At 74.5% G+C, this 25,860-nt stretch carries 20 protein-coding genes and 3 tRNA genes; 14 read left to right on the forward strand and 9 right to left on the reverse strand.

Annotation, left to right across the window (positions count from 1 at the left end):
- Nucleotides 1-38: 38 nt before the first annotated feature.
- The 3 genes from ABFY03_RS12390 to ABFY03_RS12400 all read right to left on the reverse strand — a co-directional run bounded on the left by ABFY03_RS12390 (nt 39) and on the right by ABFY03_RS12400 (nt 2,328).
- Nucleotides 39-1,313, reverse strand: a complete 1,275-nt coding sequence (locus tag ABFY03_RS12390; RefSeq protein WP_346169908.1) for an MFS transporter — start codon at nt 1,311-1,313, stop codon at nt 39-41.
- Nucleotides 1,310-1,768, reverse strand: a complete 459-nt coding sequence (locus ABFY03_RS12395) for a GNAT family N-acetyltransferase (RefSeq protein WP_319013979.1) — start codon at nt 1,766-1,768, stop codon at nt 1,310-1,312. Before ABFY03_RS12395 ends, ABFY03_RS12390 begins: the two co-directional genes overlap by 4 nt.
- A 74-nt stretch (nt 1,769-1,842) precedes the next feature.
- Nucleotides 1,843-2,328 carry a MarR family winged helix-turn-helix transcriptional regulator gene (locus tag ABFY03_RS12400; RefSeq protein ID WP_319013978.1) on the reverse strand — a complete coding sequence of 162 codons (486 nt, stop codon included), beginning with the start codon at nt 2,326-2,328 and terminating at the stop codon, nt 1,843-1,845.
- A gap of 124 nt (nt 2,329-2,452) precedes the next feature.
- Here ABFY03_RS12400 and ABFY03_RS12405 point away from each other — a divergent pair, with 124 nt between their 5' ends.
- From ABFY03_RS12405 to fxsT, 4 genes are all read left to right on the forward strand, one after another.
- Complete coding sequence (locus ABFY03_RS12405) at nt 2,453-2,869, forward strand: organic hydroperoxide resistance protein (RefSeq protein ID WP_346169909.1); 417 nt, start codon at nt 2,453-2,455, stop codon at nt 2,867-2,869.
- 219 nt (nt 2,870-3,088) lie between these two features.
- Nucleotides 3,089-4,636 carry a VMAP-C domain-containing protein gene (locus tag ABFY03_RS12410; RefSeq protein ID WP_346169910.1) on the forward strand — a complete coding sequence of 516 codons (1,548 nt, stop codon included), beginning with the start codon at nt 3,089-3,091 and terminating at the stop codon, nt 4,634-4,636.
- Nucleotides 4,633-5,751 (forward strand): AAA family ATPase, encoded by a 1,119-nt coding sequence (locus ABFY03_RS12415; RefSeq protein WP_319013975.1) that lies wholly within the window; start codon nt 4,633-4,635, stop codon nt 5,749-5,751. The genes ABFY03_RS12410 and ABFY03_RS12415 overlap by 4 nt, the downstream gene beginning before the upstream one ends.
- Nucleotides 5,751-10,169 (forward strand): FxSxx-COOH system tetratricopeptide repeat protein, encoded by a 4,419-nt coding sequence (gene fxsT / locus ABFY03_RS12420; protein ID WP_346169911.1) that lies wholly within the window; start codon nt 5,751-5,753, stop codon nt 10,167-10,169. The genes ABFY03_RS12415 and fxsT overlap by 1 nt, the downstream gene beginning before the upstream one ends.
- Before the next feature lie 62 nt (nt 10,170-10,231).
- Here fxsT and ABFY03_RS12425 read toward each other — a convergent pair whose 3' ends face one another.
- Nucleotides 10,232-11,557 (reverse strand): cation:proton antiporter, encoded by a 1,326-nt coding sequence (locus tag ABFY03_RS12425; protein WP_346169912.1) that lies wholly within the window; start codon nt 11,555-11,557, stop codon nt 10,232-10,234.
- Between the two features lie 158 nt (nt 11,558-11,715).
- Between ABFY03_RS12425 and ABFY03_RS12430 the strand changes: the two genes are divergently transcribed.
- From ABFY03_RS12430 to ABFY03_RS12445, 4 genes are all read left to right on the forward strand, one after another.
- The gene (locus ABFY03_RS12430; protein ID WP_346169913.1) at nt 11,716-12,897 is read left to right on the forward strand and encodes an RBBP9/YdeN family alpha/beta hydrolase; all 1,182 of its coding nucleotides are present in this window, start codon (nt 11,716-11,718) and stop codon (nt 12,895-12,897) included.
- Nucleotides 12,894-14,033 (forward strand): effector-associated domain 2-containing protein, encoded by a 1,140-nt coding sequence (locus ABFY03_RS12435; protein ID WP_346169914.1) that lies wholly within the window; start codon nt 12,894-12,896, stop codon nt 14,031-14,033. The genes ABFY03_RS12430 and ABFY03_RS12435 overlap by 4 nt, the downstream gene beginning before the upstream one ends.
- Before the next feature lie 78 nt (nt 14,034-14,111).
- Nucleotides 14,112-14,399 carry a hypothetical protein gene (locus ABFY03_RS12440; RefSeq protein WP_346169915.1) on the forward strand — a complete coding sequence of 96 codons (288 nt, stop codon included), beginning with the start codon at nt 14,112-14,114 and terminating at the stop codon, nt 14,397-14,399.
- A gap of 21 nt (nt 14,400-14,420) precedes the next feature.
- On the forward strand, nt 14,421-16,199 hold the full coding sequence (locus tag ABFY03_RS12445; protein ID WP_319013969.1) for an HEXXH motif domain-containing protein: 1,779 nt from the start codon (nt 14,421-14,423) through the stop codon (nt 16,197-16,199).
- A 25-nt stretch (nt 16,200-16,224) separates the two neighbouring features.
- Here the strand turns inward: ABFY03_RS12445 and ABFY03_RS12450 are convergent, their stop codons facing one another.
- Together ABFY03_RS12450 and ABFY03_RS12455 are read right to left on the reverse strand one after the other, a co-directional pair.
- The gene (locus tag ABFY03_RS12450) at nt 16,225-17,067 is read right to left on the reverse strand and encodes an alpha/beta fold hydrolase (protein WP_346169916.1); all 843 of its coding nucleotides are present in this window, start codon (nt 17,065-17,067) and stop codon (nt 16,225-16,227) included.
- Nucleotides 17,067-17,657 (reverse strand): TetR/AcrR family transcriptional regulator, encoded by a 591-nt coding sequence (locus ABFY03_RS12455; protein ID WP_346172244.1) that lies wholly within the window; start codon nt 17,655-17,657, stop codon nt 17,067-17,069. Before ABFY03_RS12455 ends, ABFY03_RS12450 begins: the two co-directional genes overlap by 1 nt.
- 188 nt (nt 17,658-17,845) lie before the next feature.
- On the opposite strand from ABFY03_RS12455, the gene ABFY03_RS12460 reads away from it, so the two are divergent.
- Both ABFY03_RS12460 and ABFY03_RS12465 read left to right on the forward strand, forming a co-directional pair.
- Entirely contained in the window at nt 17,846-18,673 is an 828-nt protein-coding gene (locus ABFY03_RS12460; RefSeq protein WP_346169917.1) for a hypothetical protein, read from the forward strand.
- A 23-nt stretch (nt 18,674-18,696) separates the two neighbouring features.
- Nucleotides 18,697-19,626: a hypothetical protein gene (locus ABFY03_RS12465; protein WP_346169918.1), complete on the forward strand. Its 930-nt coding sequence runs from the start codon at nt 18,697-18,699 to the stop codon at nt 19,624-19,626.
- A gap of 111 nt (nt 19,627-19,737) precedes the next feature.
- Here ABFY03_RS12465 and ABFY03_RS12470 read toward each other — a convergent pair.
- The 3 genes from ABFY03_RS12470 to ABFY03_RS12480 form a co-directional block, all read right to left on the reverse strand.
- Nucleotides 19,738-19,814: transfer RNA gene (locus ABFY03_RS12470), tRNA-Ile, on the reverse strand.
- Between the two features lie 176 nt (nt 19,815-19,990).
- Nucleotides 19,991-20,063: transfer RNA gene (locus ABFY03_RS12475), tRNA-Asn, on the reverse strand.
- Between the two features lie 5 nt (nt 20,064-20,068).
- A tRNA-Asn gene (locus tag ABFY03_RS12480) sits at nt 20,069-20,141 on the reverse strand.
- Nucleotides 20,142-20,287: 146 nt separating this feature from the next.
- Here ABFY03_RS12480 and ABFY03_RS12485 point away from each other — a divergent pair.
- From ABFY03_RS12485 to ABFY03_RS12500, 4 genes are read left to right on the forward strand one after another with little or no spacing between them, the layout of a single operon-like run.
- Nucleotides 20,288-20,602 carry a YtxH domain-containing protein gene (locus tag ABFY03_RS12485; RefSeq protein WP_319013965.1) on the forward strand — a complete coding sequence of 105 codons (315 nt, stop codon included), beginning with the start codon at nt 20,288-20,290 and terminating at the stop codon, nt 20,600-20,602.
- Nucleotides 20,603-20,638: 36 nt separating this feature from the next.
- Complete coding sequence (locus ABFY03_RS12490; RefSeq protein WP_346169919.1) at nt 20,639-22,078, forward strand: FGGY family carbohydrate kinase; 1,440 nt, start codon at nt 20,639-20,641, stop codon at nt 22,076-22,078.
- A 53-nt stretch (nt 22,079-22,131) separates the two neighbouring features.
- The gene (locus ABFY03_RS12495; protein WP_319013963.1) at nt 22,132-23,865 is read left to right on the forward strand and encodes an ABC transporter ATP-binding protein; all 1,734 of its coding nucleotides are present in this window, start codon (nt 22,132-22,134) and stop codon (nt 23,863-23,865) included.
- Nucleotides 23,865-25,793 carry an ABC transporter ATP-binding protein gene (locus tag ABFY03_RS12500; protein WP_346169920.1) on the forward strand — a complete coding sequence of 643 codons (1,929 nt, stop codon included), beginning with the start codon at nt 23,865-23,867 and terminating at the stop codon, nt 25,791-25,793. The genes ABFY03_RS12495 and ABFY03_RS12500 overlap by 1 nt, the downstream gene beginning before the upstream one ends.
- Nucleotides 25,794-25,860: the final 67 nt, after the last annotated feature.

The following is a 25,860-nucleotide window of genomic DNA, read 5'->3' on the forward strand; positions in this document are numbered from 1 at the left end:
GCAACGGCGGGAGTTTGACGACAGGACCTGGCGGCGCGTCACGGGGTCGGGTTCTCGGCGTCGTAGCGCCGGAAGCCGCGGGCGAAGACGGCGAAGACGCCGACGGCGAGGACGCAGAGGAGCCCGCCGCCGGTGATGGCGACGAGCGGCGAGGTGAGGTCGGCGACCGAGCCGGACACGAAGTCGCCGAGCCGGGGGCCGCCCGCGACGACCACGATGAAGACGCCCTGGAGCCGGCCGCGCATCTCGTCCGGTGCGGCGACCTGCATCATCGTGTTCCGGAAGATCATCGACGAGGTGTCGGCGTAGCCGGCGGCGGCGAGGCAGAGCAGGCCGATCCAGAGGTTCCGGCTGAGGCCGAAGGCGGCGATGGCGAGGCCCCAGGCCGCGACGGAGATCAGGATGGCCTGCCCGTGCCGGCGGATCCGGCTCTGCCAGCCCGAGACCACCCCGCCCATCAGCGCGCCGAAGGCGGGCGCGGCGACGAGGAGCCCGGTGGTCTTGGCGTCGCCGTCGAACCAGAGGACGGCGACGGCCGGGAAGAGCGCCTTCGGCTGGGCGAGGATCATCGCGAACAGGTCCGAGACGAAGGTGGCGCGCAGATTGGGGCGGGTGCCGAGGAACCGGAGCCCGTCGAGGACGGAGGCCCTCCCCTGAGCGACCCCCACCGCCCCCGTGCGCTCCGGCGGCATGGAGGGCAGCCGCCACATCGCGTAGAGGCTCGCGAAGAAGGCGAGGGCGTCGATGGTGTACGCGGTCTGGTAGCCGGCGAAGCCCACGATCACGCCGCCGAGGCTGGGGCCGACCAGCGTGCCGAAGGTCATGACCATCGAGTTCAGCGCGTTGGCGGCGCGCAGCTGCTCGGGCGGGAGGAGGCGGGGGATCATCGCGCTGCGGGCGGGCGAGTTGAGGGCGCCGCAGACCGCCTGGAGGGCGACGATCGCGTAGAGGAACCAGACGCGGTGGAAGCCGGCGAAGGCGGCGGCGGCCAGCGCGGCGGAGAGCGCGGCGGCGCCGGCCGCGCCGACGAGGCCGAGGGTGCGCCGGTCGACGGTGTCGGCGATCGCGCCGCCGTACAGGCCGAAGACGACGAGCGGCACGAGGGAGAAGAGGCCGACGAGGCCGACGGAGAACGCCGAGCCGGTGATCTCGTACACCTGGAGCGAGATCGCGAGGGTGGTCATGCCCTGGCCGACCCAGGAGACGCTGCTGCCGAACCAGAGGCGGCGGTAGTCGGCGGAGGTGCGCAGCGGGGTGAGGTCGGCGAAGATGCGCCGCTTCTCCTCCTCCCGCGGCGGCTCGACGGCGGTCACGCGGCGGCCGCGGCGAGGTCGTAGCTGAGCTCGGGGCGGTCCCAGTGGACGCGTCCGGCGGCGGCGACGGTGCCGGTGCGGCGGGCGCCGGTGCGGAGGTAGAACTCCTCGGCCGGCGGGTGGGCGACGACCCGGACGGCGTCGAGCCCGGCGGCGCGGGCCTCGGCGGTCATGTGGGCCATCAGCAGGCGTCCGATGCCGAGGCCCTGGGCGGAGTCGGCGACGAAGGCCAGGTCGAGTTCGGCCTCGTCGAGGAGGAGGGCGTAGAAGCCGAGGACGCGGTCGTCGGCGTCGACGGCGGCGTAGACCGGGTGGTGCTCGATGTAGGCGCCGCCGACCTGGTAGCCGTCGACCATGACGGCGTACGCGCCCCGGTAGGCGGCGGAGCGGCGGACCAGCTGGGTCAGACGTGCGGAGTCGGCGGCCGTGGCGCGGCGGACGGTGATCTCGGACATGGGGCGAGTATAGGAATGCTTTTCATACTCGGCCCTTACATTGTGGCCGGGTGGGCGGCCGCCTGACCGCCGGCTCAGCCGCAGGCGGGGCGGAGCGCGGCGGGGTCGGCGGCGTCGAGGCGGGCGGCGAGGACGCCGAGCCGTTCGCGCAGCTCGCCGATGTCCGCGAGGTCGAGTCCGGTGGCGGCGGCGATCCGGCGGGGCACGCCGAGCGCCTGCTCGCGGAGGGCGGTGCCGGTCGCGGTGACCCGGACGGTGACGGACCGCTCGTCCTCCGGGCTGCGGCGGCGCTCCACGTATCCGGCCGCCTCCAGCCGCTTGAGCAGCGGCGACAGGGTGCCGGAGTCGAGCCGCAGCCGCTCCCCGATGCCCTTCACGGGCAGCTCGCCGTGCTCCCAGAGGACGAGCATGACGAGGTACTGGGGGTAGGTGAGCCCGAGCTCCTTGAGCGCCTCGCGGTAGACGCCGTTGAAGGCGCGGGCGGCGGCGTGGAGCGAGAAGCAGATCTGCCGGTCGAGCCGGAGGAACTCTTCGTCGGGGAGTGTGTCGGGCGTCTCCATGCCTCCAGGGTACGCGAGCCCCCGATTCAGTTGTGCACAACTCAATGGTGCGCTATCAATAGAGGGGCGGCACGCCACCGCCCCTCGCCTCCCGAGGACCCCTCTTCCGAGACTGGAGACCCCCATGGACGCCCTCTACACCGCCGTCGCCACCGCCAACGGGCGCGAGGGCCGCGCCGTCAGCTCCGACGGCCGGATCGACCTCCCCCTCGCCCACCCCAAGGCCCTCGGCGGCAACGGCGAGGGCACCAACCCCGAGCAGCTCTTCGCCGCCGGTTACGCGGCCTGCTTCGCCAGCGCCATGGGCGTCGTCGCCCGCCAGGAGAAGATCGACATCTCCGAGGCGTCCGTCACCGCCGAGGTCTCCATCGGCAAGGACGCCGCCGACGGCGGCTTCGACCTCGCGGTCGTCATGCGCGCCGAGTTCCCCGACCACCTCCAGGGCGAGGCCGGTCTGGCCCTGCTGGAGAAGACCCACGCCTTCTGCCCCTACTCCAAGGCCACCCGCGGCAACATCACCGTGGACCTCGTCGTCGAGTAGTCCTCCGCGCAGCCCCTCCGCCGATCGCCGCCCCGTCCGCCGTCTCCACCCCGCCCGGTCCGCCCCGTCCGCCGATCACGCCCGGGCGCCCGCCCGTCTCCGGGGGGGAAGGATCGGCCCACGGGGTGGCGACGGCTCCGGCCCGCGCCATACCCTGGACGACAGGGCGGCGGCGCCCGAACTGCCGGTTCCCGCTCGGGAGTCGGGACCACAGGAGCCGTGACGGGGGGGCTTTTGTTCGACGAGGGCCATGGCGCTCACGCACCCGAGTTCCGGCGTGAGCTGGTCGATCAGCTGTGCGCGGTGCCGGGGCTCGACGTCCCGGGCAGCCGCGACCTCCTGATCAGCATGCTCGCGGAACGGCTGCCCGAGGTGGGCGACGTCCCGCGGCACGGGCGCACCCGGCTGGACATCCTGGAGATCGTCCGCAGCTGTCTGCGCGAACCGCACGGCCTGCGCGAACTCGCCGACGCCCTCACCCTCTACGCCCCCGGCGCCACCCCCGTCCTCAGGATCCGGGAGCTCGCCGACTCCGTCCCCGCCCCCTCCCCCGGCCCGGACGTCCTCCCGGTGCTGCCCGAGGCCGAGTTACGCGCCGTCCGCGCGCGGCTGGCCTCGCTCCGGCACCTCGACGCGCACGGACTGCTGCACGCCGCCGCCGGCGAACTCCCCCTTCCCCCGGCCCCGGTGACCGGACTCGGCGAGGCGTTCGACCTCCTCGCCCGGGCCAACGCCCGGCCCGACGGACTCCTCCCGGTGAACGTCCTGATCGAGCACGTGATCACCGCGCTCGGCGGCTCCGACACCCACCGGAGCGCCGCGGACGAACTGCGCGCCTGGAACGACGACCGGGCCGCCGCGCTCCACCTCGCCCCGCGACTGGCCGCCCTCCGCGCGGAGCTCGCCCGCGAGGCCGCCGCACAACCCGCACCCGCCTGTCTCGTTGTCCAGTTGTGCAGAAGCGGAATGGACCCGGACCGGTATCTGCTCTCCCACTGGCGCCAGATCCGCCCCGGCCCCTGGCGGCCCGAGCGCGGCGAGGACCGGCTCGTGACCCTGGCCGAGGTCCCGGCCGCCGTGGGCGAGCTGGTCGACCGGGCGGAGAAGGAGTGGGCCGGCCGCCCCGGCCGCCCCGTCCTGGAGTTCGTCCTCCCCTTCCACCTGCTCAACCATCCGATGGAGTGGCTGACGTCCGGATCGGACCTCACCACCGCCCTCTGCCTCACCTACCCGGTGGTCCTGCGCAGTCTGGAGCGGATGCGGGCCAGGGAGCACCACCGCAAGTGGCACAACCGCTGGCAGCAGATGCTCGACAGCCCGGACACCGTCTGCCACTGGGACACGGCCGGCCGGCGCGGCCACGACGCCGTCCGGTGGAGCAGCACGCTCATCGCCGACGAGCGGCTCGTCTCCGTCGCGCTCGGCGCGCCCCCGCTGCGGGGCCCGGCCGGCCGGCCCTCCTCCCTGGAGACCGCGCTGCGCGCCGGGGTACCGCTGGCGGTCTGGGACCGGCGGCCCGAGCCGCCCCCCGAGTTCCGCAGGCGCGCCAAGCGCCTCCTGAAGGGAAAGGCGATCGAACTCCCGCAACGGGTCAAGAAGTTGCGGAGCGAGGCCGCCACCGCCGCCGCCGGCCAGCGGGACGTCCACGTGGGGCGGCACCTCGCCGTCCTCTTCGACGACCCGAACCGGCTCGTCGACTGGCCCGGATCGCCGGGGCCGGCCGCCGAGAGCGCACGCGGCGGACACGACGACGAGGGGGAAACATGAGCGGTGTCCGTCACCCGGTCGACAACAGCCGGAACGGAGGGCACGTCAGCAGCCGCAGCTGGTGGATCTACCGGGGCACCGGCCGGCCGCTGACCGACATCCGCCTCGGCGACGTCCTGCCGCCGCCGCCCGGCTGGCGGAACTTCGACGGCGGCCCCGTCCTGCCGCCCGTCCCGGCCGAGAGCGCCGAGACCGACCGCCGCCTCGGCGCCGTCGGCCGCGCCACCCCCCGGCAGGACGCGCACGACATCGACCTGATCAACACCGCCCTGCTGCTCCGCCGGCCGCTGCTCGTCACCGGCCGCCCCGGCATCGGCAAGTCCACCCTCGCCTACCTCGTCGCCCGCGAGCTGGGCCTCGGCCGCGTGCTGCACTGGGGCATCACCTCCCGCAGCACCCTGCGCTCCGGCCTGTACGAGTACGACGCCATCGGCCGCGCCCAGGCGTCCCTCGGCGCCCGCGCCCGGGCCGCCGCCGTGCCCGTCCCCGCCCAGCCGGCCGACCCGACGGCGGCGGCCCCCGACGCCGTCGCCGGCCCCCGCATCGGCGACTTCGTCCGGCTCGGCCCGCTGGGCACCGCGCTGCTGCCGTACGAACTGCCCCGCGTCCTGCTCATCGACGAGCTCGACAAGAGCGACATCGACCTGCCCAACGACCTCCTGCACGTCCTGGAGAACGGCTCCTACGACATCCCCGAGCTGGTCCGCGCCCGTCACCAGGAGGGCACGGCCCGGGTGTTCACCGACGACCCCGACGGCACGGCGCCCGTCACCGACGGGCTCGTGCGCTGCCGCGCCTTCCCGTTCGTCGTCATCACCAGCAACGGCGAGCGGCAGTTCCCCGCCGCCTTCCTGCGCCGCTGCGTCCGCCTCGACGTCTCCCCGCCGCGCGAGGACCAGCTCGCCGCCATGATCGCCGCCCACTTCCGGGACCAGGGCGGCCGGCACGACGCCATGATCCAGACCTTCATGGAGCGCAGCCGGGAGAACGGCGGGCTCGCCGCCGACCAGCTGCTGAACGCCGTCTACCTGCGGTCGGCGGGCGTCCGGGACGACGACGAGACCTGGGGCGAGCTGCTCGACGCGCTCTGGCGGCGGCTGTCGGGGGCACCCTGATGGACGACGACGCCGACGACGCCCGCCCGCTCCCCGAGCCGTTCGAGGTCGCGGAGGCGCTGTGGCTGCACGCGTACCAGACGCTCGCGGCCCGCCTCCCGTCCTCCGATCCGCCGCGCCCCAGACCGGTGAACCTGCCCGGGCTCCCCGTGCTCGGCCAGGACCCGCCCGCCCCGCCCCTCGACCTCCCCCGCACACCCGGAACCCCCGGCGAGCCCGCGGCGGGCGGTCCCCGGCCCGACGGCACTGCCGACGGCGCGCCGCCCGGCGCGGCCCACCCGGCCGGACCACCGGGCCTGTTCGCCCGGGAGTTCGCGCTGGCCCGGGAGCTCCACCGGACGCCCGTGCGGGCCGAACCGCTGCCGGACCTGCGCGACGCCCCCGGCATCGCCCGCCGGCTGCGGCCCCTCAAGCAGGTCGTCCCCTCCCCGTTCGACGTCGAACTCGACGAGGAGGCCACCGCCGAGCACGCCGCGGAGGACGGCCTCTGGCTGCCCTACACCCGAGCCGCGGACGAACGCCGCTTCGACCTGGTCCTCGTCGTCGACGACCACGCCACCATGGCGATCTGGGACCAGACGATCGCCGAGTTCACCGCCGTGCTCGAACAGCTGGGCGCCTTCCGGGACGTCCGGCTCCGCCGGATGGGAGTCCGCGCGACCCCTCACGGCGACGAGGCCGTGCTCCACGGCCCGGTCGCCGGACACGGCCCGGCCGGCACGCCCGCCGAACTCCTCGACCGGACCGGCCGCCGCATCGTCCTCGTCCTCACCGACGCCCTCGGACCGCTCTGGCGCGCCGGCGCCGGCACCGGGGCGCTGGAGCTGTGGGCGTCGGCCGGGCCGACCGCCGTGGTCCACCTCCTCTCCCAGCGGGACTGGCACCGCACCGCCCTCACCCCCCGGCGGGTGCGGCTCGGCAGTCCCCGCTCCGGCGCCCCCAACACCGAACTCGCCGTCTCCTTCCCGCCGGAGGAGTACGACCCCTTCGACCCGCCGCCCCCCACCTGGACCGCGCCCGTCCCCGTCCTGGAACTCGACGCCGACTGGCTCGGCCGCTGGGCCGCCCTGGTGGCCGGCGAGGCCGGCGACTGGACGGACGCCTCCGCCCTGCTGCTCGGCGCGCCCGCCCCGGAGCCGCCGGAGGATCCCGGACCGCCCGACGACCCCCCGGCCCCGACCGTGCAGGAACGCCTCCGCCGCTTCCGCAGCCACGCCACCCCCACCGCCTTCCGCCTCGCCACCCATCTGGCCGCCGCCGTCCTCGACCCCCGGCTGGTCAGGGACGTCCGGCACCGGCTCGTCCCGGAGGCCCAACCGGTGCACGTGGCCGAGCTGTTCCTCAGCGGACTGGTCGAACAGCCCCCGGCCGACGCCCCCTCGGCCGGGGCGCCCGGCACCCCCCTGGAGTTCGTCGACGGAGCCCGCGAGGCCCTGCTGGCCGGCGCCCTGCGGGCGGACACCGCACGCGTCGCGCACTCGGTCTCGGACTTCTTCGGCGACCGCTCCGAGGCGGCCCGCCGGCTGCACGGCGCCCTCCTCGCCCCGGAGGACGTACCCGATCCGCCGCTGACGGAGGAGAGCCTGCCGTTCGTCCGCGTCGAACTGGCGATCCTCCGCGCCCTGTCCGGGCCCTACCTGCGCCGCGCGCACCGGATCAGCACCGCCCTGTCGGGCGGTTCGCCGGGAGAGTCGCTCATGCCCGGCACCGTGCGTTTGGTCCACGATATCCGCGATACCCCCGTACATCCCGACACGGACGGCTCTTCCATGACCGAGGACACCACCATCCGTCAGCCCGCGCGCGAGGAGGGGACCGCCCGGCGCACCCCGGTCCCGCACCCCTCCACCGCGCCGACCCCGGCCTCCGGCACCCCGATTCCCGGCTCCGCCACCGGGTCGGTCCCGGTCCCCGCCCGGCCGCGTCCCTCCGTACCCGCCATCTGGGGCAACGTCCCCCCGAACAACCCCAACTTCGTGGGCCGGGAGGACCTGCTCGCGCAGATCCGGGACCAGCTGCTGACCGGCGACACCTCGGCCGTACTCCCGCACACCCTGCACGGCATGGGCGGCGTCGGGAAGTCGCAGATCGCCATCGAGTACGTCTACCGGTACGCCGCCGACTACGACATCGTCTGGTGGATCCCCGCCGAGCAGCCGACGATGATCCTCACCGCCCTCACCGAACTCGCCCAGCGGATGGGCCTGAACGTGAGCGACGAGGCCAACCGGGCCGTCCCCGCCGTCCGCGAGGCGCTGCGCCGCGGCGAACCGTACGACCGCTGGCTGCTGGTCTTCGACAACGCGGAGAACGTGGAGGCCGTCCGCCCCTACTTCCCCACCGGCGGCACCGGGAAGATCCTCATCACCTCCCGGAACCAGGAGTGGGACCGGGTCGCCCGCACCCTCTCCGTCGACGTCTTCACCCGCGAGGAGAGCAAGGCGCTGCTCCGCCGCCGCGCCCGCGACCTCAGCGACTCCGACGCCGACCGGCTGGCCGAGGCGCTCGGCGACCTGCCGCTCGCCATCGAGCAGGCGGCGGCCTGGCAGGCCGTCACCGGCATGACCGTCCCCGACTACCTGCGGCTGATCAACGAGAAGATCGCCGAGCTGATGCTCGAACTCGTCCCCTCCCCCGACTACCCCATGTCGGTCGCCGCCGCCTGGGACGTCTCGCTGCGCCAGCTGGAGCAGCGCAACCCGGCCGCGCTCCAACTCCTCCAGGTCTGCTCGTTCTTCGCCCCCGAGCCGATCTCCCGCTCGCTCTTCAACAACGCGCGCTCCACCACCATCGCCCCCGAACTCGACGAGGCCCTGCGGCACCCGATCAAACTCGGCCGCGCCATCCGCGAGATCAACATCTACGCCCTGGCCCGGATCGAGCACCGGCACGACACCATCCAGCTCCACCGCCTGGTCCAGGCCGTGCTGGTCAACCGCATGTCCCCGCAGCAGCAGGCCGACATGCGGCACGGCGCCCACCTGCTGCTCGCCGACGCCAACCCCGGCAGCCCCAGCACCCGCGCGCTCTGGCCGCGCTACCAGGAGCTGCTGCCGCACGTGGTGGTCTCCCGGACCGTCGAGTGCGAGTCCCCGTGGGCGCGCCGCCTCATCCGCGAGATGGCCGAGTTCCTGTACGCCTGGGGCGACCACGCGGGCTCCGCCCGGATGGCCCGCGAGGCGCTGGAGATCTGGACGGAGAAGTTCGGCGCCGAGGACCAGCTCACGCTGGAGATGGCGAAGTGGCTGGCCTTCATCCTCCGGGTGCTCGGCCAGTACGAGGAGGCGGCGGCGATGATGGAGCACACCGCCGAGGTCTACCTGCGGACCGCGGGCGAGGACGACGAGGGCACCCTCGACGCCCTGATCCAGCACACCAGCGGGCTGCGGCTGCGGGCCGAGATGGCCAAGGGCCTGGAGATCAACCGGCAGGTGTACGACCGCGCGCTGCGGGCCTTCGGCGAGGACGACCCGGCCACCCTCCGCGCCGCCCACAGCCTCGGCGTCGGCCTGCGGCTCATGGGCCTCTACCGGGAGGCGCGGGAGTACGACACGGAGACCGCCCGGCTGCGCGCGCTCGCCCTCGGCGACGACCACGTCGAGACCCTGAACACCCTCGTCGGCCTGGCCATCGACATCCGCGAGACCGGTGACTACCTGGAGGCCGTCGCCCACCTGGAGGACGTCTACGGCCGCTACCTCACCACCTTCGGCGAGGACAACCACCGCACCCTCGGCTGCGCCCGCGTCCTCTCCGTCTCCCGGCGCCGCGCCGGCGACCACGCGGGGGCGCTGGCGCTCTGCGAGACGGCCTGGTCGACGTTCGAGGGCCGGTACGGCCCCGACCACCCGGACGCGGTGGCCTGCGCCGCCAACCTGGTGGTGGACCTGCGCCAGGACGGGCAGCTGCGCCGCTCCCGGGAGCTGGGCGAGGCGACGCTGGCGCGGTACGCGGCGCAGCTCGGCGCCGGCCACCCGTACACCCTCTCGGCCCGGGTCAACCTGGCGATCACCCTGCGCCACCTGGGCGACCTGGACGCCGCCCGGACCCACATCGAGGTGGCGTGGCCGGGGCTGCGCGAGTCGCTGGGCGACGACCACGTGCTCACCCTGACGGCCGCGATCGGCGCCGCCAGCCAGTACGCCGCCGACGGGCGGCACGAGGAGGCCCTGGAGCTGGACCGGCGGACGCTGGAGGCGCTGGTCCGCGACTTCGGCGAGGACCACCCGACCGCGCTGGCCTGCGCGACCAACGTGGTCCTGGACCTGCGGGCGCTGGACCGCGCCACCGAGGCCACCGCCCTGCACACCGACACCCTGGCCGGCTTCCGCCGCCGGCTCGGCGAGGACCACCCGGCGACCGCGGCCTCCGCCGCCGGTCGGCGGGCCGACGTCGACATCGCGCCCGTCCCCTTCTAGGCGGGGCGGGTACGCGCGAGCCGGCCGGTCCCGGGGGACCGGCCGGCTCCGCCGTGCGCCCGTCAGGGGCTGGGGGCGGCCTCCGCGTCGGCGGCGACCGGCGAGGCGGCGCCCGCCCCCGACCGCCCTTCCGGCACCCTCCGCTCGACCGGCGGCCGGGGCGGCGTCCCGTCCGGGCGGTGCAGCACCCGGATCAGCGGCCCGGTGGCGGCCGTGGTGAGGAGCGCCATCACGACGAGCAGCGCGTAGAGCCGGGGGCCGATCACGCCGGCCTGGAGGCCGACGTTGAGCACGATCAGCTCGGTCAGGCCGCGGGTGTTGAGCAGGACGCCGATCAGCAGCGCGTCCCGCCACGACCGGCGGGCGCCCCGGGCCGAGACCGTCCCTGCCCCCACCTTGCCCGCCACCGCCGCGGCGCATATCACCGCGAGGACGAGCAGGTCGGAGGCGCGCAGTCGGCCGAGCACGACGGCCGTCCCGGAGATCGCGAAGAACATCGGCAGCAACAGCCCGCCGATGTCCTGGAGCGGGCCGAGGATCCGGGCGTCCGGGGAGCCGTCGGGCAGCCGGGGCATCACCAGCCCGGCGAGCAGCGCGCCGAAGATGACGTGCAGGCCGAGGGCGCTGGTCGCCCCCGCGGAGGCGAGGGCGAGGGTGACCGCGAGCGGGACGCGGGCCGCCGTGCCGCCCGTCCGCCGGAACCACCGGGCCAGCAGGGGCCGTACGGCGAAGAGCATGACCAGCACGTAGCCGGCGAGCAGGACGGCCTTGAGCGCCCACTCGCGCGCCGAGCCGTGCGCGCCGCCGACCAGGACGACCGCGAGCACCGGCCAGCTCAGGGCGTCGATGATGCCCGCCGCGGCCATGGCGATCGTGCCGGGTCCGGTCCGGGCGATCCCCTGGTCCTTGATGATGCTGGCGAGGACGGGCACGGCCGTGATGGAGAGCGCGACCGCCATGTAGAGCACGAAGGTGGCGTCGACCGGGCGGCCGTCGTTGACCTCGGCGAAGGCGTCCGGGAGGGCCAGGACGATGCCCGCGCCGAGCAGCATGGGGAGGACGAATCCGGTCACCGAGACGGCGGTGACGGCCTTCTGGTGGCGGAGCAGCCCGAGGTCGAGCTCGTATCCGACGGCGAAGAGGAAGAAGACCAGGGCGACTTGGGCCAGCGAGGTGAGGACGGGCTGGATCTGCTCCGGGAACAGCTTCTCGTACACCCCGCCGGGCAGCAGGCCGAGCAGACTCGGACCGAGCGCGATGCCCGCGAACAGCTGTCCGATGACGGGGGGTTGGCCGAGTCTCCGGGCCAGCGCGCCGGCGGCGTGCGACGCGGCGATCACCACGGCGAGAGCGGCGACGACATGCGTGACGACAGAGTCCGTGCTCACCGGCACACCCCTTCCGAGGCATGCGCGACCTTGCGCCCGGCCCCCTACACAGTGTAGCCGTCGGAGCGGCAAGTGCCTTATCGTGAGAGCCATTTGGGGTATGCCACCGCGGACGGGGGTCAGCAGTGACGACGGTGCTCTTCGTACACGGGACGGGGGTGCGCGAGCCCGGGTACTCCGAGGGGCTGGAGCGGGTGCGGGCCGGGCTGCGGCCGTCACGGCCCGACGTCACCGTCACTCCCTGTTACTGGGGCGGACGGGCGGGCTCCGCGCTGCGCTCCGGGGGCCTGTCGGTGCCGGGGTACGGGACCGGGCGCGACGTGGCGGACCGGGGTGCCCGGGGGACGGACGGCGGCGACGAGGACGTCGAGCTGTGGGGGCTGCTCTATCTCGATCCGCTGCTCGAACTGCGGCTGCTCGCCGCGGAGTCCGGCGGCCGCCGGGAGCTGCCCCCGGGCGCCGTGCCGCCGGGCGAGGCGCTCTCCGCGGCCGCCCTGGCGCTCGGCGCGGACGAGCGGCTGCGGGGACTGCTCGACTCCGCGGGGATCGGCGGGGAGTTCGCCGCCGCGGTGGCCTCCGTCGTCACCTCGCCGGACGGCCGGGGCTTCCTGCGCTCCCCCGCCGCCGCCGACGGACCGGACGTCCTGGCCCGGGCGTTCGCCGCCGAGGCGGTACGCCGCCGGGCCGAGCGGAGCGGATCGGCCGCGGCCTTCGACGGGACCGCCCGCGACGAGGCCGTCGAGCGGATCGCCGCCCTGCTCGCCGCCGCCCTCACGGACGGGGCCGGGACCCACCGGGGGCCGGTGACCCGGGGGGTGAAGCGGCTCGCCGGGCGGCTGGCGCTCGGCCTGGCCTCCGCGCAGGCGGTGAAGCGGCGGTCCGCCCTCACCGACGCCGCGCATCCGGCGGCCGGGGACGTCCTGCTCTATCTGGCCCGGGGCGGCGCGATCCGCGAGATCGTGGCGGAGGCGGTGCGGGCCGCCGAACCGCCGGTGGTGCTCCTCGCGCACAGCCTCGGCGGCATCGCCTGCCTGGACCTGCTGGTCGAACGGGCGCTGCCGGAGGTCGCCCTGCTGGTGACGGTCGGCTCGCAGGCACCGTTCCTGTACGAGCTGGGGGCGCTGCCGAGCCTGGAGCACGGCCGGCCGCTGCCCGCCCACGTACCGCGCTGGATCAACGTGTACGACCCCCGGGACCTGCTCGGCTACATCGGCGCCGGGGTCTTCCCCGGCCGGGTCGAGGACGTCGCCGTGGACGGCCGGCAGCCGTTCCCGCTCGCGCACAGCGCCTACTGGGGCAATCCGGAGCTGTACCGGCTCCTCGCGGCGGAGCTGCCGTGACCGGGGCCCGCCCGGAGCGGACGTACGCGGTCGTCGTCGGCGCGGAGCGGTACGCGGCCGGCCCGTCCTGGGACCTGCCGGGGCCCGCCGCCGACGCCCGCCGCTTCACCGCCTGGCTGCGCGGGCGCGGGGTGCCCGCGTCGCACATCGCGCTGCTGCTGGCGCCGCTGCCGGGGGCGGGCGGGCCGGAGGTCGACGTACCGGAGGGGGCCGCCGGGCGGGAGGCCGTGCAGGAGGTGCTCACCCGGCGGCTGCCGGGGCTGGAGGGCGACCTGCTGTGGGTGTTCTGGGGCGGGCACGGGGTCACCGACCCGCAGGGGCACCGGCGGCTCTTCTACGCCGACGCCGGCCCGGACGACCGGCGCAACCTCGACCTGGACGCGTGGCTGACCGCCTTCTCCACCGACCTCGTGCCCGGCTTCCGGCGGCAGATCTGGCTGGTGGACTCCTGCCAGACCTTCGTCGAGGACCTGATGCTCGCGCGCTCGCTGCCCCAGGAACTCCCGCCGGGCGGCGACCGGTTGCCGGGCCGGGAGCAGTTCGTGCTGCTGGCCTCCGGGCGGGGGCAGCGGGCGGCCAACGATCCGGTGCGGCAGACCGGGGCGTTCTCCCGCGCCGTGCTCGCGGCGCTGGCCGCTGCGGACGGCACGGGCGCCTGGCCGCCGGACATGGCGGCGCTCGCGGACACCGTGCTGCGGGAGTTCACCGGCGGCGGCCAGCGGCCGACCTCGCTCTGGCACCGCTCCTGGGCGGGCGACGAGCACCGCTTCGACGGCTCCCCCGCGCCCGCGCCGACCGTGCCCGCCCCGCGGCGGGCCGTGGAGGAGCCGGTGCCGGACGCGGCCCTGGCCGCGCTGATCGGCCTGCTCGCCGACTGGCCCGGCGTCACCGACCAGAACCAGCGGCAGCTCGTCCTCGGGATGCTCCCCGGCGACCTGGCCGGGTCCATCCCCCGGCACGGGGCCGCCCGGCCCGACATCATCAGCATCGTCCGGACCTGCCGACGCCATCCCGGCGGCCTCCGCGCCCTGGTCGACGCCCTCACCCTGCTCGAACCGGGCTCGCGGGAGCAGCTCCTGCTCGCGGAGTGGGCGGAGTGCTGGCTGGGGCCCGCACCAGGGGGCGCACCCGGCTGATCACGCCCTTCCGGAACCCCACGGGCTGCGCCATCATGAAAGGCCAACGGGGTTCAGGGCAGGGCAAGGGGGATGTCGATGCACACGTCCGACGCCTACACGGGGCCGGAGCGCACGGCACACGAGCACACGGGCCACGACGGCCCGACGTACCACCACACGGCACACGAACGCCCGGAAGCGGAGCACGCGGCACCGGCGTACCTGGGATCGGAGCTGGTCGATCTCAGCGACGTCCCGCTGTCCGCCCTCCGGTCGCGGCATCCGCGGCTGCACGCGGGGTCGCTGGAGCGGCTGCTCCGCCAGGTCGAGCGGCCGCGGGTGAACTTCGCCGGCGGGTCCGAGCCGCCCAAGCGGTTCGACTGACGGTCCGCCGGGAGGAGATCCGTGCAGACCGACGCAGGTCACCCGCCGGCCCGTGCCGCGCACCATCTCGTCCCCTCGGCGGACTTCGACGCCCTGGCCGCCGGCCGGGGCGGCCCGGACACCGTCCGCTTCCTGCGGACGACCGAGTACAGCAGGCGGCTCCTGCTGCTCCGGGCGCTGCTCGACACGGCGGCGCGGACCCCCGGCGCGCTGGGGCCGCTGCCGTCCGTGGACAGCGCGTGGGCGGCGCTGGCGGCCGCCCAGGAGCGGGCCCCGGAGGAGTTCCGGGAGCTGCTGCTCCATCCGCAGGTGGGCAGCTGGCTCGGCCACGGGCTGCGCCGGCTGCGGCACACCGCCTGGGGCGACGGGCCGCTCTGGACCGACCTCGGGCAGGTGTACGCGCTCTGCGCCGTCGCCGCGCTGCGCGCCGGGCTGCCGCTGTCCACCACCGTGCCGCTGCGGGACGGCACCGTGATGTTCCCGGGCCTCGGGCTCGCGGTGCTGCCGGGGCGCCCGGCCCTGGGGACGGCGGAGGTGGCGGTGGCGGCGGGCCGGCTGACGGTCGAGCCGCACCGGGAGGCCGTGGGCCCGCCCGCCGCGCCGGGGGGCGACGCCCCCGGCTGGCTGGCGCTGCGCGGGCTGCACGCGCGCGTGGCGGGGCGGCCGGTGGGCTGCCTCCTGGATGACGTCGATCCCTACCGTGACCTGGGGGACCCGCTGCCGCCGGCCCGGCTCGCCCCGGCGGCGGCGGCCGGCTGGCAGGACGGGTTCCGGGGGGCGTTCGAGGTCCTGGAGGCGTGCGACCCGGAGGCGGCGGAGGCGCTGGCGGTGGGGTTACGGAGCCTGACGCCGGTGGACCCGTCGCCGACCGGGGTGGTGCTCAGCGCCTCGTCCGGCGACGCCTTCGGCGGTCTGCTGACCTCGCTGCCGCCGGACCCGGTGACCTTCGCGGTCACCCTGGTCCACGAGTTCCAGCACACCAAACTGGGCGCGCTGCTGCACCTGCTGACGCTGGAGCGGGACGGCGGCGAGGAACGGCACCACGCCCCCTGGCGGGACGACCCCCGCCCGCTGAGCGGCCTGCTCCAGGGGGCGTACGCCTTCCTGGGCATCACCGACTTCTGGGCCCGGCACCTGGACCGCGCCCCCGCGGCCGAACGGGCTTCGGCCGCCTTCGAGTTCGCGTTCGCCCGCCGGCAGACCCGGGAGGCCGTCCGGACCCTCGCCGCCGACCCCGCGCTCACGGCCCACGGGCGCCGTTTCGTGGCCGGCATGAGCGCCCGCCTCGACACCTGGGAGTCCGACGGCCGGGTGGGCCCGGAGGTGGACGCGTGGGCGGCGCTGGCCGCCGACGACCACCGCACCGAGTGGCGGATCCGCCATCTGGCCCCGGCGCCCGCCGACGTCCGCGCCCTGGCCGAGTCCTTCGTCGCCGGGGCCCCGCCCCCCGACCTCCCGCCGCCCGTCCTCACTCCCGACCCGACCCCGCGCTGGTCCCACACCCGCGTCCGTCTGATCCGCCACCTCCTCACCCCGTCGGCCACCGCCCGCCCCGCCGCCCCGGCCGCCGACCACGCCCTGCTCGCCGGCGACCCCGCGGCCGCCGCGGCCTACACCGGCCTGCTGGCCGAGGACCCGGACTCCCCGGAGGCGTGGACGGGCCTGGTCCTCGCCGTCACCAGGGCCGCCCCGCCGCCCCGCGGCCTCCTCGACCGCCCGGAACTCCTCCGCCCCCTCCACCGCGAGCTCCGCACGACCTCCCCCCACGCCCTCGCCCGCTGGCTCGCGGCCGCCCGGTGAGGGAGCAATCCGCGGTGGGGCGCCGTCAGGCGCCGAGGGCCTCGCGGAGGTGCGCGCCGAACGCGGCGGGGTGGGTGGTGAGGCCGGTGTGCCCGCCGGGGAAGTGCCGGAGCTCCGAGCCGAGGCGGTCGGCCAGGAAGGCGGCCGCACGGTACGGGAGTTCGCCGCGCGAGTCCTCGCCGCCGGCGAGGACGAGCCGGCCGGAGAGTCCCGCCAGGCGGTCTGCATCCGGGGTGTAGGCCATGAAGCTCGGCACGATGCGCCCGACGAAGTACGGCAGGTCGGCCATGGTGCGCTCCCGCCGCGCGGCCGCCCGCGGCGGCAGTTCGGTGACGCCCCGCGGCCCGGCGGTGTCGCCCCCGCCCTCCTTCCGCAGCCCCTCGGCGAACACGCTCATCGCCGGCATGAGCCCCCGGGTCCTCAGCGTCTCCTGGACGCGTGCGACGAGCGCGCGGTGCACGGCGGCGTCCGGCAGGACCTCCACCACCGGCGGCTCGTGCGCGACGACGCGCTCGACCCGGTCGGGGCGGGTGGCGAGCAGGTGGAGGGCGGCGATCGCCCCCGAGCTGGCGCCGAACACCCGGGCGGGCTCGCCGGGCGACACCTCGTCCAGCAGGCGCAGGGCGTCGTCGGCGTGCTCGGACACCCGCTGCTCGGCCTCGGGGTCGTCCAGGGGGCTGCCGCCCATGCCGCGCGGGTCGTAGGAGACGACGGTGTGGTCGGCGGCGAAGGCGTCGGCGATCTCCTCGACGGCGGCCGCGCCGCCCGCGCCGCCGGGGATCAGCAGCAGGAGCGGGCCCCGGCCGCGGACCTCGTAGCGCAGGGCCGCGCCGGGCACGCGCAGGCTTCCGACGGTGGGCTCGGTCATCAGGAGTCTCCTTCTCGGGCGGTCGGCCAGTGCTCCAGGAGGGTGTGCAGGGCGTCGAGGGCGCGCTCCCAGGACCGCTGCGGCGTGCGCGCGTGGGCGAAGCCGCCCGCCGCCTCCAGGGCGACGAAGCCGTGGAAGGTGCTGCGCAGCAGCCGGACCGCGTCGGTCAGATCGGGCTCGGACAGCCGGTAGCCGCGCAGCATCCCGTACGTCAGCTCCACCGCGCGGCGCGGTCCGGGCGCGTCGGCCGCCAGTCGTGGGTCGATCTCGATCGCGGCCTGCGTCGCCGCGTAACGCCCCGGGTGCTCGTGGGCGTACGCCCGCCATGCGTCGGCGAACGCCACCAGCGCGTCCCGGCCCGACAGCCCCGCCGTCGCCTCGGCGATGCGGACGGTCTTCTCGTCCGCCGCCAGCAGCGCGATCCGGCCGCGCAGGTCCTCCAGGCTCCGCACGTGCGCGTAGAGGCTCGCGTCCTTCACCCCGAGCCGCCGCGCCACCCGCGACATGGACACCCGGTCGAACCCGACCTCGTCCGCCACCTCGGCCCCCGCGACCGTCACCCGATCCGCCGTCAACCCGGCCCGCACCATCGACCTCACCCCATTCCTAGGACCCCTAGGCTAAAACTAGGGCTCCTAGTTTCGTCAACCCCGCACCCGCGCGGGCCCCGCGGGTGCGGCTACCCGAACGGCGGTTTCACCCGATATGACGGCGTTTTAGGCTGCCGGAACACGGAACGGATGCGGTCCGTTCCGACAGCCCCGGATCGGGAGGCGCCATGCGCGGCCGGACGACGCGTCGTCGGAGCAGGACCAGGGGGGCGCTCCTCGCGCTCGTCCTCCTCTGCACCGGGGCCGCCCCGCTGACCGGCTGCTCCTCCGGGTCGGAGGAGGCGGACCGGACCTCCGGGACCGACACCTCCCCGGACCCCACCGACGCCTCGACGACCGGCGGGACGACGGGGGGAGGCGACACGGACGAGGACGCGCGGGAGCGGCGGAGGCAGGAGAAGGACAGCGGAAGCTTCAGCCGCGCGGGCCGGCTCTCCGACGACTTCGACGGCTTCTTTCCGGAGATCTACGAGAAGTTCGTGGAGAACCCCTCGTCCGAACCCTATGTGGGCACGGTCACGGCCGTGGACTGCTCGCCGGACGGGAACCCCCAGCCCATGGCCCCGTCGAGCCAGACCGTCACCGTCCCGCCGAACACGGAGGGGAACGTCTTCCGGGTGTCCTTCGACTTCCCTCAGGGCCAGGGCGACGTGACCTCCAACACGTCGCGCATCATCTGCGTGACCCTCCGGGACGAGGGCGGGGTCAGGGGCGAGGACAAGGACCCGCTCTCCGTCCAACTGAGCCCCACCGGCGAAGAGACCGGGGAGACGACCACCGGGGAGACGACGACCGGGGAAACGACCACGGGCGAGACGACGACCGGGGAAACGACGACTGGGGAAACGACCACCGGCGAGACGACCACCGGCGAAACGACCACCGGCGAGACCACCACCGGGGAAACGACCACAGGCGAGACCACCACCGGTGAGACCACCGACGGGGGCACCGGCGAGTCCGGTGAGTCCGGCGACTCCGGCGGGCTCGGCTGAGCCGCCCGAGCGAAGGGGGTCGTATGGCGGCCGAAGGGAACGGGCGGAACGACGAGAACCCCACGGCCGAGGCACCCCCCACGACCGAGGGGGGTTCCGACGGCGGCGGGCACACCTGGAGCAACTGGGCCGTCACGCTCGCCACGCTGCTCGCCCCGACCACCTTCATCGGCGCCCTGCTGCTGTACTTCGGCTTCGCCTACACCGACGCCCTCTACGGGCACTTCGGCGTCGACGCGGCGACCCTCGGCTTCTCCACCCAGGACTACGCGCTGCGCAGCGCGGGCGCCCTCTACGTACCCGCCGGCGCCGCGCTCACCGTCGCGCTGGCCGCCGTCCTGGTCTACTACGCGGCACGCGCGCTGGGAGCCAGGAGCGGCCCCCTGCCGCCCGGCGGCCGGTTCGCGCCGTACCTGCTCTCGGTCTGCGGTCTGGTTCTCTTCGCTCTCGGCATGCTCGGCGGGCTCGGCGTGTGGGACGCCGGGGCGATGGACACGCCGCTGCTGCTGGGCGGCGGACTGGTGCTGGTCGTGTACGGCAGGGCGCTGTTCTTCAAGCTGAGGGGCGCCGACTACCCCGTGGCGCGCGAGCGGCTGGCGCTGGCGCTCGTCGCCGCGCTGGTCGGCCTGTCGTCCTTCTGGGCGGTCCACGCGTACGCGAAGCGGCACGGCGACGACGACGCCCGGTATCTGGCGCGCCATCTGTGGCTGCGCCCGGCGGTGACCGTCGACACGGCGGAACGGCTCCACTTCCCGCCCCGGCAGGCGCGCGAGACGGTCCTGCCCGTCGCCGACCACCCGCAGCGGTACCGGTACCGGTACGAGGGCCTGCGCCTCCTCGCGGAGGTGAACGGCCGGATGTTCCTGATCCCGGAGCACTGGTCCGAGACGGGCGGCAGCGTGCTCGTGGTCCCGACGGGCGACGCGGTCCGCGTCGCCTTCCGCGCGGACTGAGGCGTCCGGGTGACTCCGGGCGTTTCGCTGCCGTGATGCGGGTCACCGCGGGTGCACCGTGGAAGCAAGAAGCCCGTGGCCGCGGAGAAACCTTCCTTCGGCCACGGGCGGTGGTGGGGCGGGTGGGACTCGAACCCACGGCCGACGGATTATGAGTCCGCTGCTCTAACCGGCTGAGCTACCGCCCCTCGCGTCGACGCGCGTACAAGTGTGCGCGCCGTCCTGCCGCAGCATAGCCGCTCATACGATCTCCTGCTCCGGATGATCGGCATGACCGGGTCTGCTCGACCATGAAGACCGCGGTGGGGAACGGATGGTTCCCGGGAACGCGAAAAAGGACCCCTGAGGGTCCTTTTCCGATCTGCTCCCCCGACTGGACTCGAACCAGTAACCCTCCGGTTAACAGCCGAATGCTCTGCCAATTGAGCTACAGGGGATCGCGCTCCCCCGACTGGACTCGAACCAGTAACCTGCCGGTTAACAGCCGGCTGCTCTGCCAATTGAGCTACAGGGGATTGCTGCGGTGCACCGAACGGTCCTGCCCGGGTTGTCCCGGGCGGCGGGCGCTCGCTGCGAGACATACATTAGCGCAAGCAGGGGGGTGCTCCGCCAATCGGTATCCCGAGGACATCCCCAGGGCCCACCAGGGAAGGATCGCAGCGTGCGGTACAAGCTGACGTTCGCCGCGGGTCTCGCGCTCGGTTACGTGATCGGAACGCGCGCCGGGCGCGAGCGGTACGAGCGGATGAAGAAGGCCGCCCAGGACTTCGCGCAGAACCCGGCCGTGCGGAACGCGGCCGAGTCCGCCGCGCAGACCGGCCGGCAGTACGCGGGGAAGGCGGCGCACGTGGTCGGCGACAAGGTGGGCGACCACCTGCCGTCCTCCGTCACCGACCGGGTGGCCGCCCTGCGCGGACGCGCCCACGCCAACGGGCAGGTCGCCGAGGACGACGACTGGGGCACCAGCAACACCTGACCCGTACCGGCCCCGCGTGCGGCAGAATCGGGTGTCATGGGGATAGTCGCCGGACTGGACAGTTCTTCGGACGCCACGCGCATCGTCGTCTGTGACACCGACACGGGAGCCGTACTGAGGCAGGGGCATGCCCCGCACCCGGTCGACGCCAAGGCCACCGACGTCGACCCGCAGGCATGGCTGCTCTCGCTCGGGGAGGCCGCGACCGGCGGTCTCCTCGAAGGCGTGGAGGCCATCGGCGTGTGCGCGCAGGCGCACGGCGTCGTGCCGCTCGACGCCCAGGGCGGCCTGGTGCGGCCGGCGCTGGTCGGCAACGACAAGCGGGCCCAGGTCGCCGCCGCCGACCTCGTCGACGCGCTCGGCGGGCGCGACGCGTGGGCCGAGGCCGTCGGCACCGTCCCCCAGTCCGGGCTGCCGATCGCCAAGCTGCGCTGGCTGGCCCGTACCGAACCCGAGCACGCGGCCAGGGTCGCCGCCGTGCTCCAGCCGCACGACTGGCTGGTCTGGCAGCTCCTCGGCCGCCCCGCCCGCCGCACCACCGACCGCGGCGCCGCCTCCGGCACCGGCTACTGGTCGGCCCGCACCGGCGCCTACCGCCCCGACCTCGTCGAGCTGGCCCTCGGGCAGGCCGTCGCGCTGCCCGAGGTGCTCGGCCCCGCCGAGCCCGCCGGCACCACCCCCGAGGGGCTGCTGATCTCCGCCGGCACCGGTGAGACCATGGCCGCCGCCTTCGGGCTCGGGCTCGGCGCCGGCGACGCCGTCGTCTCGCTCGGCGCCTCCGGCTCCGTCATGGCCGTCCACCACCAGGCCGTCGACCGGCCCGGCGCCGCCGTCACCTCGTACGCCGACGCCACCGGCATGCACCTGCCGGTCGTCTCCGTCACCAACGCGGTCCGGACCCTGCGCGGCACCGCCGAGATGCTGGGCCTGGAGTCGCTGGACGAGCTGTCCGCGCTCGCCCTGAAGTCCACCCCCGGCTCCTCCGGTCTCGTGCTCCTCCCCTACCTGGAGGGCGAGCGGACCCCGCACCTGCCGCACACCGCCGGCACCCTCACCGGGCTGCGCCGCGAGGCGATGAAGCCCGAGCACCTGGCGCGGTCCGCCTTCGAGGGCATGCTGTGCGGCCTCGGCGACGCCCTGGACGTGGTGCGCGGCCGGGGCGTCGAGGTCCGGCGGATCTTCCTGCTCGGCGCGGCGGCCGCGCTGCCCGCCGTCCAGGCCCTGGCGCCCGCGCTGTTCGGCGCGCAGGTCGTCGTCCCCCAGCCGGCCGACTACGCGGCGCTGGGCGCGGCCCGGCAGGCCGCCTGGGCGCTGGGCGTGGCCCGCGGGACGCTCGCCCCGTCCGCCCCGCCGGCCTGGCAGGGCGCCGCCGCGCAGATCCTGGAGCCGGGCGAGGAGCTGGCGGTGGGCCAGGCGGTGCGCCAGCAGTACGTGGCGGCGCGGGAACAGATCCACCCGGGGGCGTTCGACGCCTGACACGCGCAAAACCGGGTCGTAACGGTCCGGGCCCGAGGGCGATAGTGGGAACCGTGCTCATAAGACTTCTCCGAACCCACCTGCGGCCCTATCGAAAACCCATCGCCCTGCTCGTCCTGCTCCAGTTCCTGGCGACCTGCGCGAGCCTCTATCTGCCCACCCTGAACGCCGACATCATCGACGAGGGCGTCGTCAACGGGGACACCGGCTACATCCTGCGGTTCGGCGCGCTGATGATCGGCGTGTCCGTGATCCAGGTGCTGTGCAACATCGGTGCCGTGTACTACGGCGCGCGGACCGCCTCCGCGGTCGGCCGCGACGTGCGCGGCGCCGTCTACGACCGGGTCCAGTCCTTCTCGGCGCGCGAGCTGGGCCAGTTCGGCGCGCCGTCGCTGATCACCCGGACGACCAACGACGTCCAGCAGGTCCAGATGCTGGTGCTGATGGGCTTCACCCTGATGGTCTCCGCGCCCATCATGTGCGTCGGCGGCATCGTGATGGCCCTCGGCCAGGACGTGCCGCTCTCCGGGGTGCTGCTCGCCGTGGTGCCGGTGCTCGGCGTCTCCGTCTCGCTGATCGTGAAGCGGATGCGGCCGCTCTTCCGGACCATGCAGGAGCGCCTCGACACGGTGAACCGGGTGCTGCGCGAGCAGATCACCGGCAACCGGGTGATCCGCGCCTTCGTGAAGGACGGGTACGAGGAGGAGCGCTTCCGGGGCTCCAACGCCGAACTGACCGACGTCTCGATGGCGACGGGCCGGCTGATGGCGCTGATGTTCCCGACCGTGATGACGGTCGTGAACGTGTCCAGCGTGGCCGTGGTCTGGTTCGGCGCGCACCGCATCGACAGCGGCGGGATGGAGATCGGCGCGCTGACCGCCTTCCTCGCCTATCTGATGCAGATCGTGATGGCGGTCATGATGGCCACCTTCATGTTCATGATGGTGCCGCGCGCCGAGGTCTGCGCCGAGCGGATCGAGGAGGTCCTGGCGACCTCGACGAGCGTGGTGCCGCCGGCCGAGCCGGTGACGGCGCTCGACCGGCGCGGCCACCTGGAGGTCAGGGCGGCGGACTTCCGCTACCCGGGCGCCGAGGAGTCCGTGCTCCGGGACGTGGAGCTGGTGGCCCGCCCCGGCGAGACCACCGCGATCATCGGCTCGACCGGCTCCGGCAAGTCGACCCTGCTGGGTCTGGTGCCGCGGCTGTTCGACGTGACCGGCGGCGAGGTCCTGGTCGACGGGGTCGACGTGCGGAAGCTGGACCCGTCGCTGATGGCGCGGACCGTCGGGCTCGTCCCGCAGAAGCCGTACCTGTTCTCGGGGACGGTGGCGTCGAACCTGCGGTACGGCAACCCGGACGCGACCGACGAGGAGTTGTGGCACGCCCTGGAGGTGGCGCAGGCGGCCGACTTCGTACGGAAGCTGGAGCGCGGCCTGGAGGCGCCGGTGGCGCAGGGCGGCACCAATGTGTCCGGTGGTCAGCGGCAGCGGCTCGCGATCGCGCGGACGCTGGTCCAGCGGCCGGAGATCTACCTCTTCGACGACTCGTTCTCCGCGCTCGACTACGAGACGGACGCCCGGCTGCGGGCGGCGCTCGCGGAGGAGACCTCGGACGCGACCGTGGTGATCGTCGCCCAGCGGGTGTCGACCATCCGGGACGCCGACCGGATCGTGGTCCTCGACGAGGGCCGGGTCGTCGGCACCGGGCGGCACCACGAGCTGATGGCGGGGAACGAGACGTACCGGGAGATCGTGCTCTCCCAGCTGACCGAGGCGGAGGCAGCCTGATGGCCGGTCCTGGCGGACGCATGATGGCCGGGGGCGCCCCGGGTGAGCGGTCGATGGACTTCAAGGGGTCGTCGAGGCGGCTGCTGCGGCAGCTGGCGCCGGAGCGGACCGCGCTGTGGCTGATGCTGCTCGCGGGCGTGCTGTCGGTGGCGGGCGCGGTGGTCGGCCCCAAGATCCTCGGCCGGGCGACCGACCTGGTCTTCGCCGGCGTGGTCGGGCGGCAGATGCCCGAGGGCGTGACGAAGGCACAGGCCCTGGAGAAGCTGCGGGCGGACGGCGACGGCGGGATGGCCGACATGCTGTCCGGGGTCGACTTCACGCCCGGGCAGGGCATCGACTTCGGCGCGGTCGGCGAGGTGCTGCTGCTCGCGCTGGCGGTGTACGTGGCGGCGGGGCTGCTGATGCTCGTCTCCACCCGGATGTCGATCAAGGTGATCAACCGGACCGTGTACCGGATGCGCGAGGACGTCCAGACGAAGCTGGCGCGGCTGCCGCTGTCCTACTTCGACCGGGCGAAGCGCGGCGAGGTGCTGTCCCGGGCGACCAACGACATCGACAACATCTCGCAGACGCTCCAGCAGTCGATGGGCCAGCTCATCAACTCGCTGCTGACGATCGTCGGCGTGCTGGCGATGATGTTCTGGATCTCGCCGCTGCTCGCGCTCGTCGCCCTGGTGACGGTGCCGGTGTCGGTGGTGGTCGCGGCGCGGATCGGCAAGCGCTCGCAGCCGCACTTCGTGCAGCAGTGGAAGTCCACGGGCGCGCTCAACGCGCACGTGGAGGAGATGTACACCGGGCACACGCTGGTGAAGGTCTTCGGCCGGCAGGACGAGGCGGCGAAGGGCTTCCGGGAGCAGAACGAGGCGCTGTACGAGGCCGGTTTCCGGGCGCAGTTCAACAGCGGCATGATGCAGCCGGTGATGTTCTTCGTCTCGAACATCAACTACGTGCTGGTGGCGGTGGTCGGCGGTCTGCGGGTGGCGAGCGGCACGCTCTCCATCGGTGACGTGCAGGCGTTCATCCAGTACTCGCGCCAGTTCTCGATGCCGCTGACGCAGGTGGCGTCGATGGCGAACCTGGTGCAGTCGGGCGTCGCCTCGGCGGAGCGGATCTTCGAGCTGCTCGACGCGGAGGAGCAGGAGCCGGACGCGCCGGTCTCCGAGAAGCCGCGCGACTTCAAGGGCAAGGTGACCCTGGAGCACGTGTCCTTCCGCTACGAGGCCGACAAGCCGCTCATCGAGGACCTGTCGCTCACCGTGGAGCCGGGCCAGACGGTCGCGATCGTCGGCCCGACGGGCGCGGGCAAGACGACGCTGGTCAACCTCCTCATGCGGTTCTACGAGGTGACCGGCGGCCGGATCACGCTGGACGGCACGGACATCGCGTCGATGTCCCGGGAGGAGCTGCGGGCCGGGATCGGCATGGTGCTCCAGGACACCTGGCTGTTCGGCGGGACGATCGCCGACAACATCGCGTACGGCGCCACCCGCGAGGTGACCCGGGCGGAGGTCGAGGAGGCCGCGCGGGCGGCCCACGCCGACCGGTTCGTCCGCACCCTGCCGGACGGGTACGACACGGTGGTGGACGACGACGGGGCGGCGGTCAGCGCGGGCGAGAAGCAGCTGATCACCATCGCCCGGGCGTTCCTGTCGGACCCGGTGATCCTGGTCCTCGACGAGGCGACGAGCTCGGTGGACACCCGGACCGAGGTCCTGATCCAGAAGGCGATGGCCCGGCTGGCCCAGGGCCGCACCTCCTTCGTGATCGCGCACCGGCTCTCCACCATCCGGGACGCGGACGTGATCCTGGTGATGGAGAACGGCTCGATCGTGGAGCAGGGCACGCACGAGGAGCTGCTCGTCGCGGGCGGCGCCTACGCCCGCCTGTACGCGGCGCAGTTCGCGGAGGCGGTCGCCGAGGTCGACTGACGGGCGTCGGTCCGTCGTGCGGAGGGGCCCGTGCCGGGAGCGGCGCGGGCCCCTTCCGCGTCCCCGG

Source organism: Streptomyces roseofulvus, assembly GCF_039534915.1.
GTDB classification, from domain to species: domain Bacteria; phylum Actinomycetota; class Actinomycetes; order Streptomycetales; family Streptomycetaceae; genus Streptomyces; species Streptomyces roseofulvus.

Excerpts from the sequence above, each read along its gene's own strand:
- ABFY03_RS12395 (WP_319013979.1), bottom strand. The coding sequence starts at position 1,768 with ATGTCCGAGATCACCGTCCGCCGCGCCACGGCCGCCGACTCCGCACGT.
- ABFY03_RS12400 (WP_319013978.1), bottom strand. The coding sequence starts at position 2,328 with ATGGAGACGCCCGACACACTCCCCGACGAAGAGTTCCTCCGGCTCGAC.
- ABFY03_RS12405 (WP_346169909.1), top strand. The coding sequence starts at position 2,453 with ATGGACGCCCTCTACACCGCCGTCGCCACCGCCAACGGGCGCGAGGGC.
- ABFY03_RS12415 (WP_319013975.1), top strand. The coding sequence starts at position 4,633 with ATGAGCGGTGTCCGTCACCCGGTCGACAACAGCCGGAACGGAGGGCAC.
- fxsT (WP_346169911.1), top strand. The coding sequence starts at position 5,751 with ATGGACGACGACGCCGACGACGCCCGCCCGCTCCCCGAGCCGTTCGAG.
- ABFY03_RS12440 (WP_346169915.1), top strand. The coding sequence starts at position 14,112 with ATGCACACGTCCGACGCCTACACGGGGCCGGAGCGCACGGCACACGAG.
- ABFY03_RS12450 (WP_346169916.1), bottom strand. The coding sequence starts at position 17,067 with ATGACCGAGCCCACCGTCGGAAGCCTGCGCGTGCCCGGCGCGGCCCTG.
- ABFY03_RS12455 (WP_346172244.1), bottom strand. The coding sequence starts at position 17,657 with ATGGTGCGGGCCGGGTTGACGGCGGATCGGGTGACGGTCGCGGGGGCC.
- ABFY03_RS12460 (WP_346169917.1), top strand. The coding sequence starts at position 17,846 with ATGCGCGGCCGGACGACGCGTCGTCGGAGCAGGACCAGGGGGGCGCTC.
- ABFY03_RS12465 (WP_346169918.1), top strand. The coding sequence starts at position 18,697 with ATGGCGGCCGAAGGGAACGGGCGGAACGACGAGAACCCCACGGCCGAG.
- ABFY03_RS12490 (WP_346169919.1), top strand. The coding sequence starts at position 20,639 with ATGGGGATAGTCGCCGGACTGGACAGTTCTTCGGACGCCACGCGCATC.
- ABFY03_RS12500 (WP_346169920.1), top strand. The coding sequence starts at position 23,865 with ATGGCCGGTCCTGGCGGACGCATGATGGCCGGGGGCGCCCCGGGTGAG.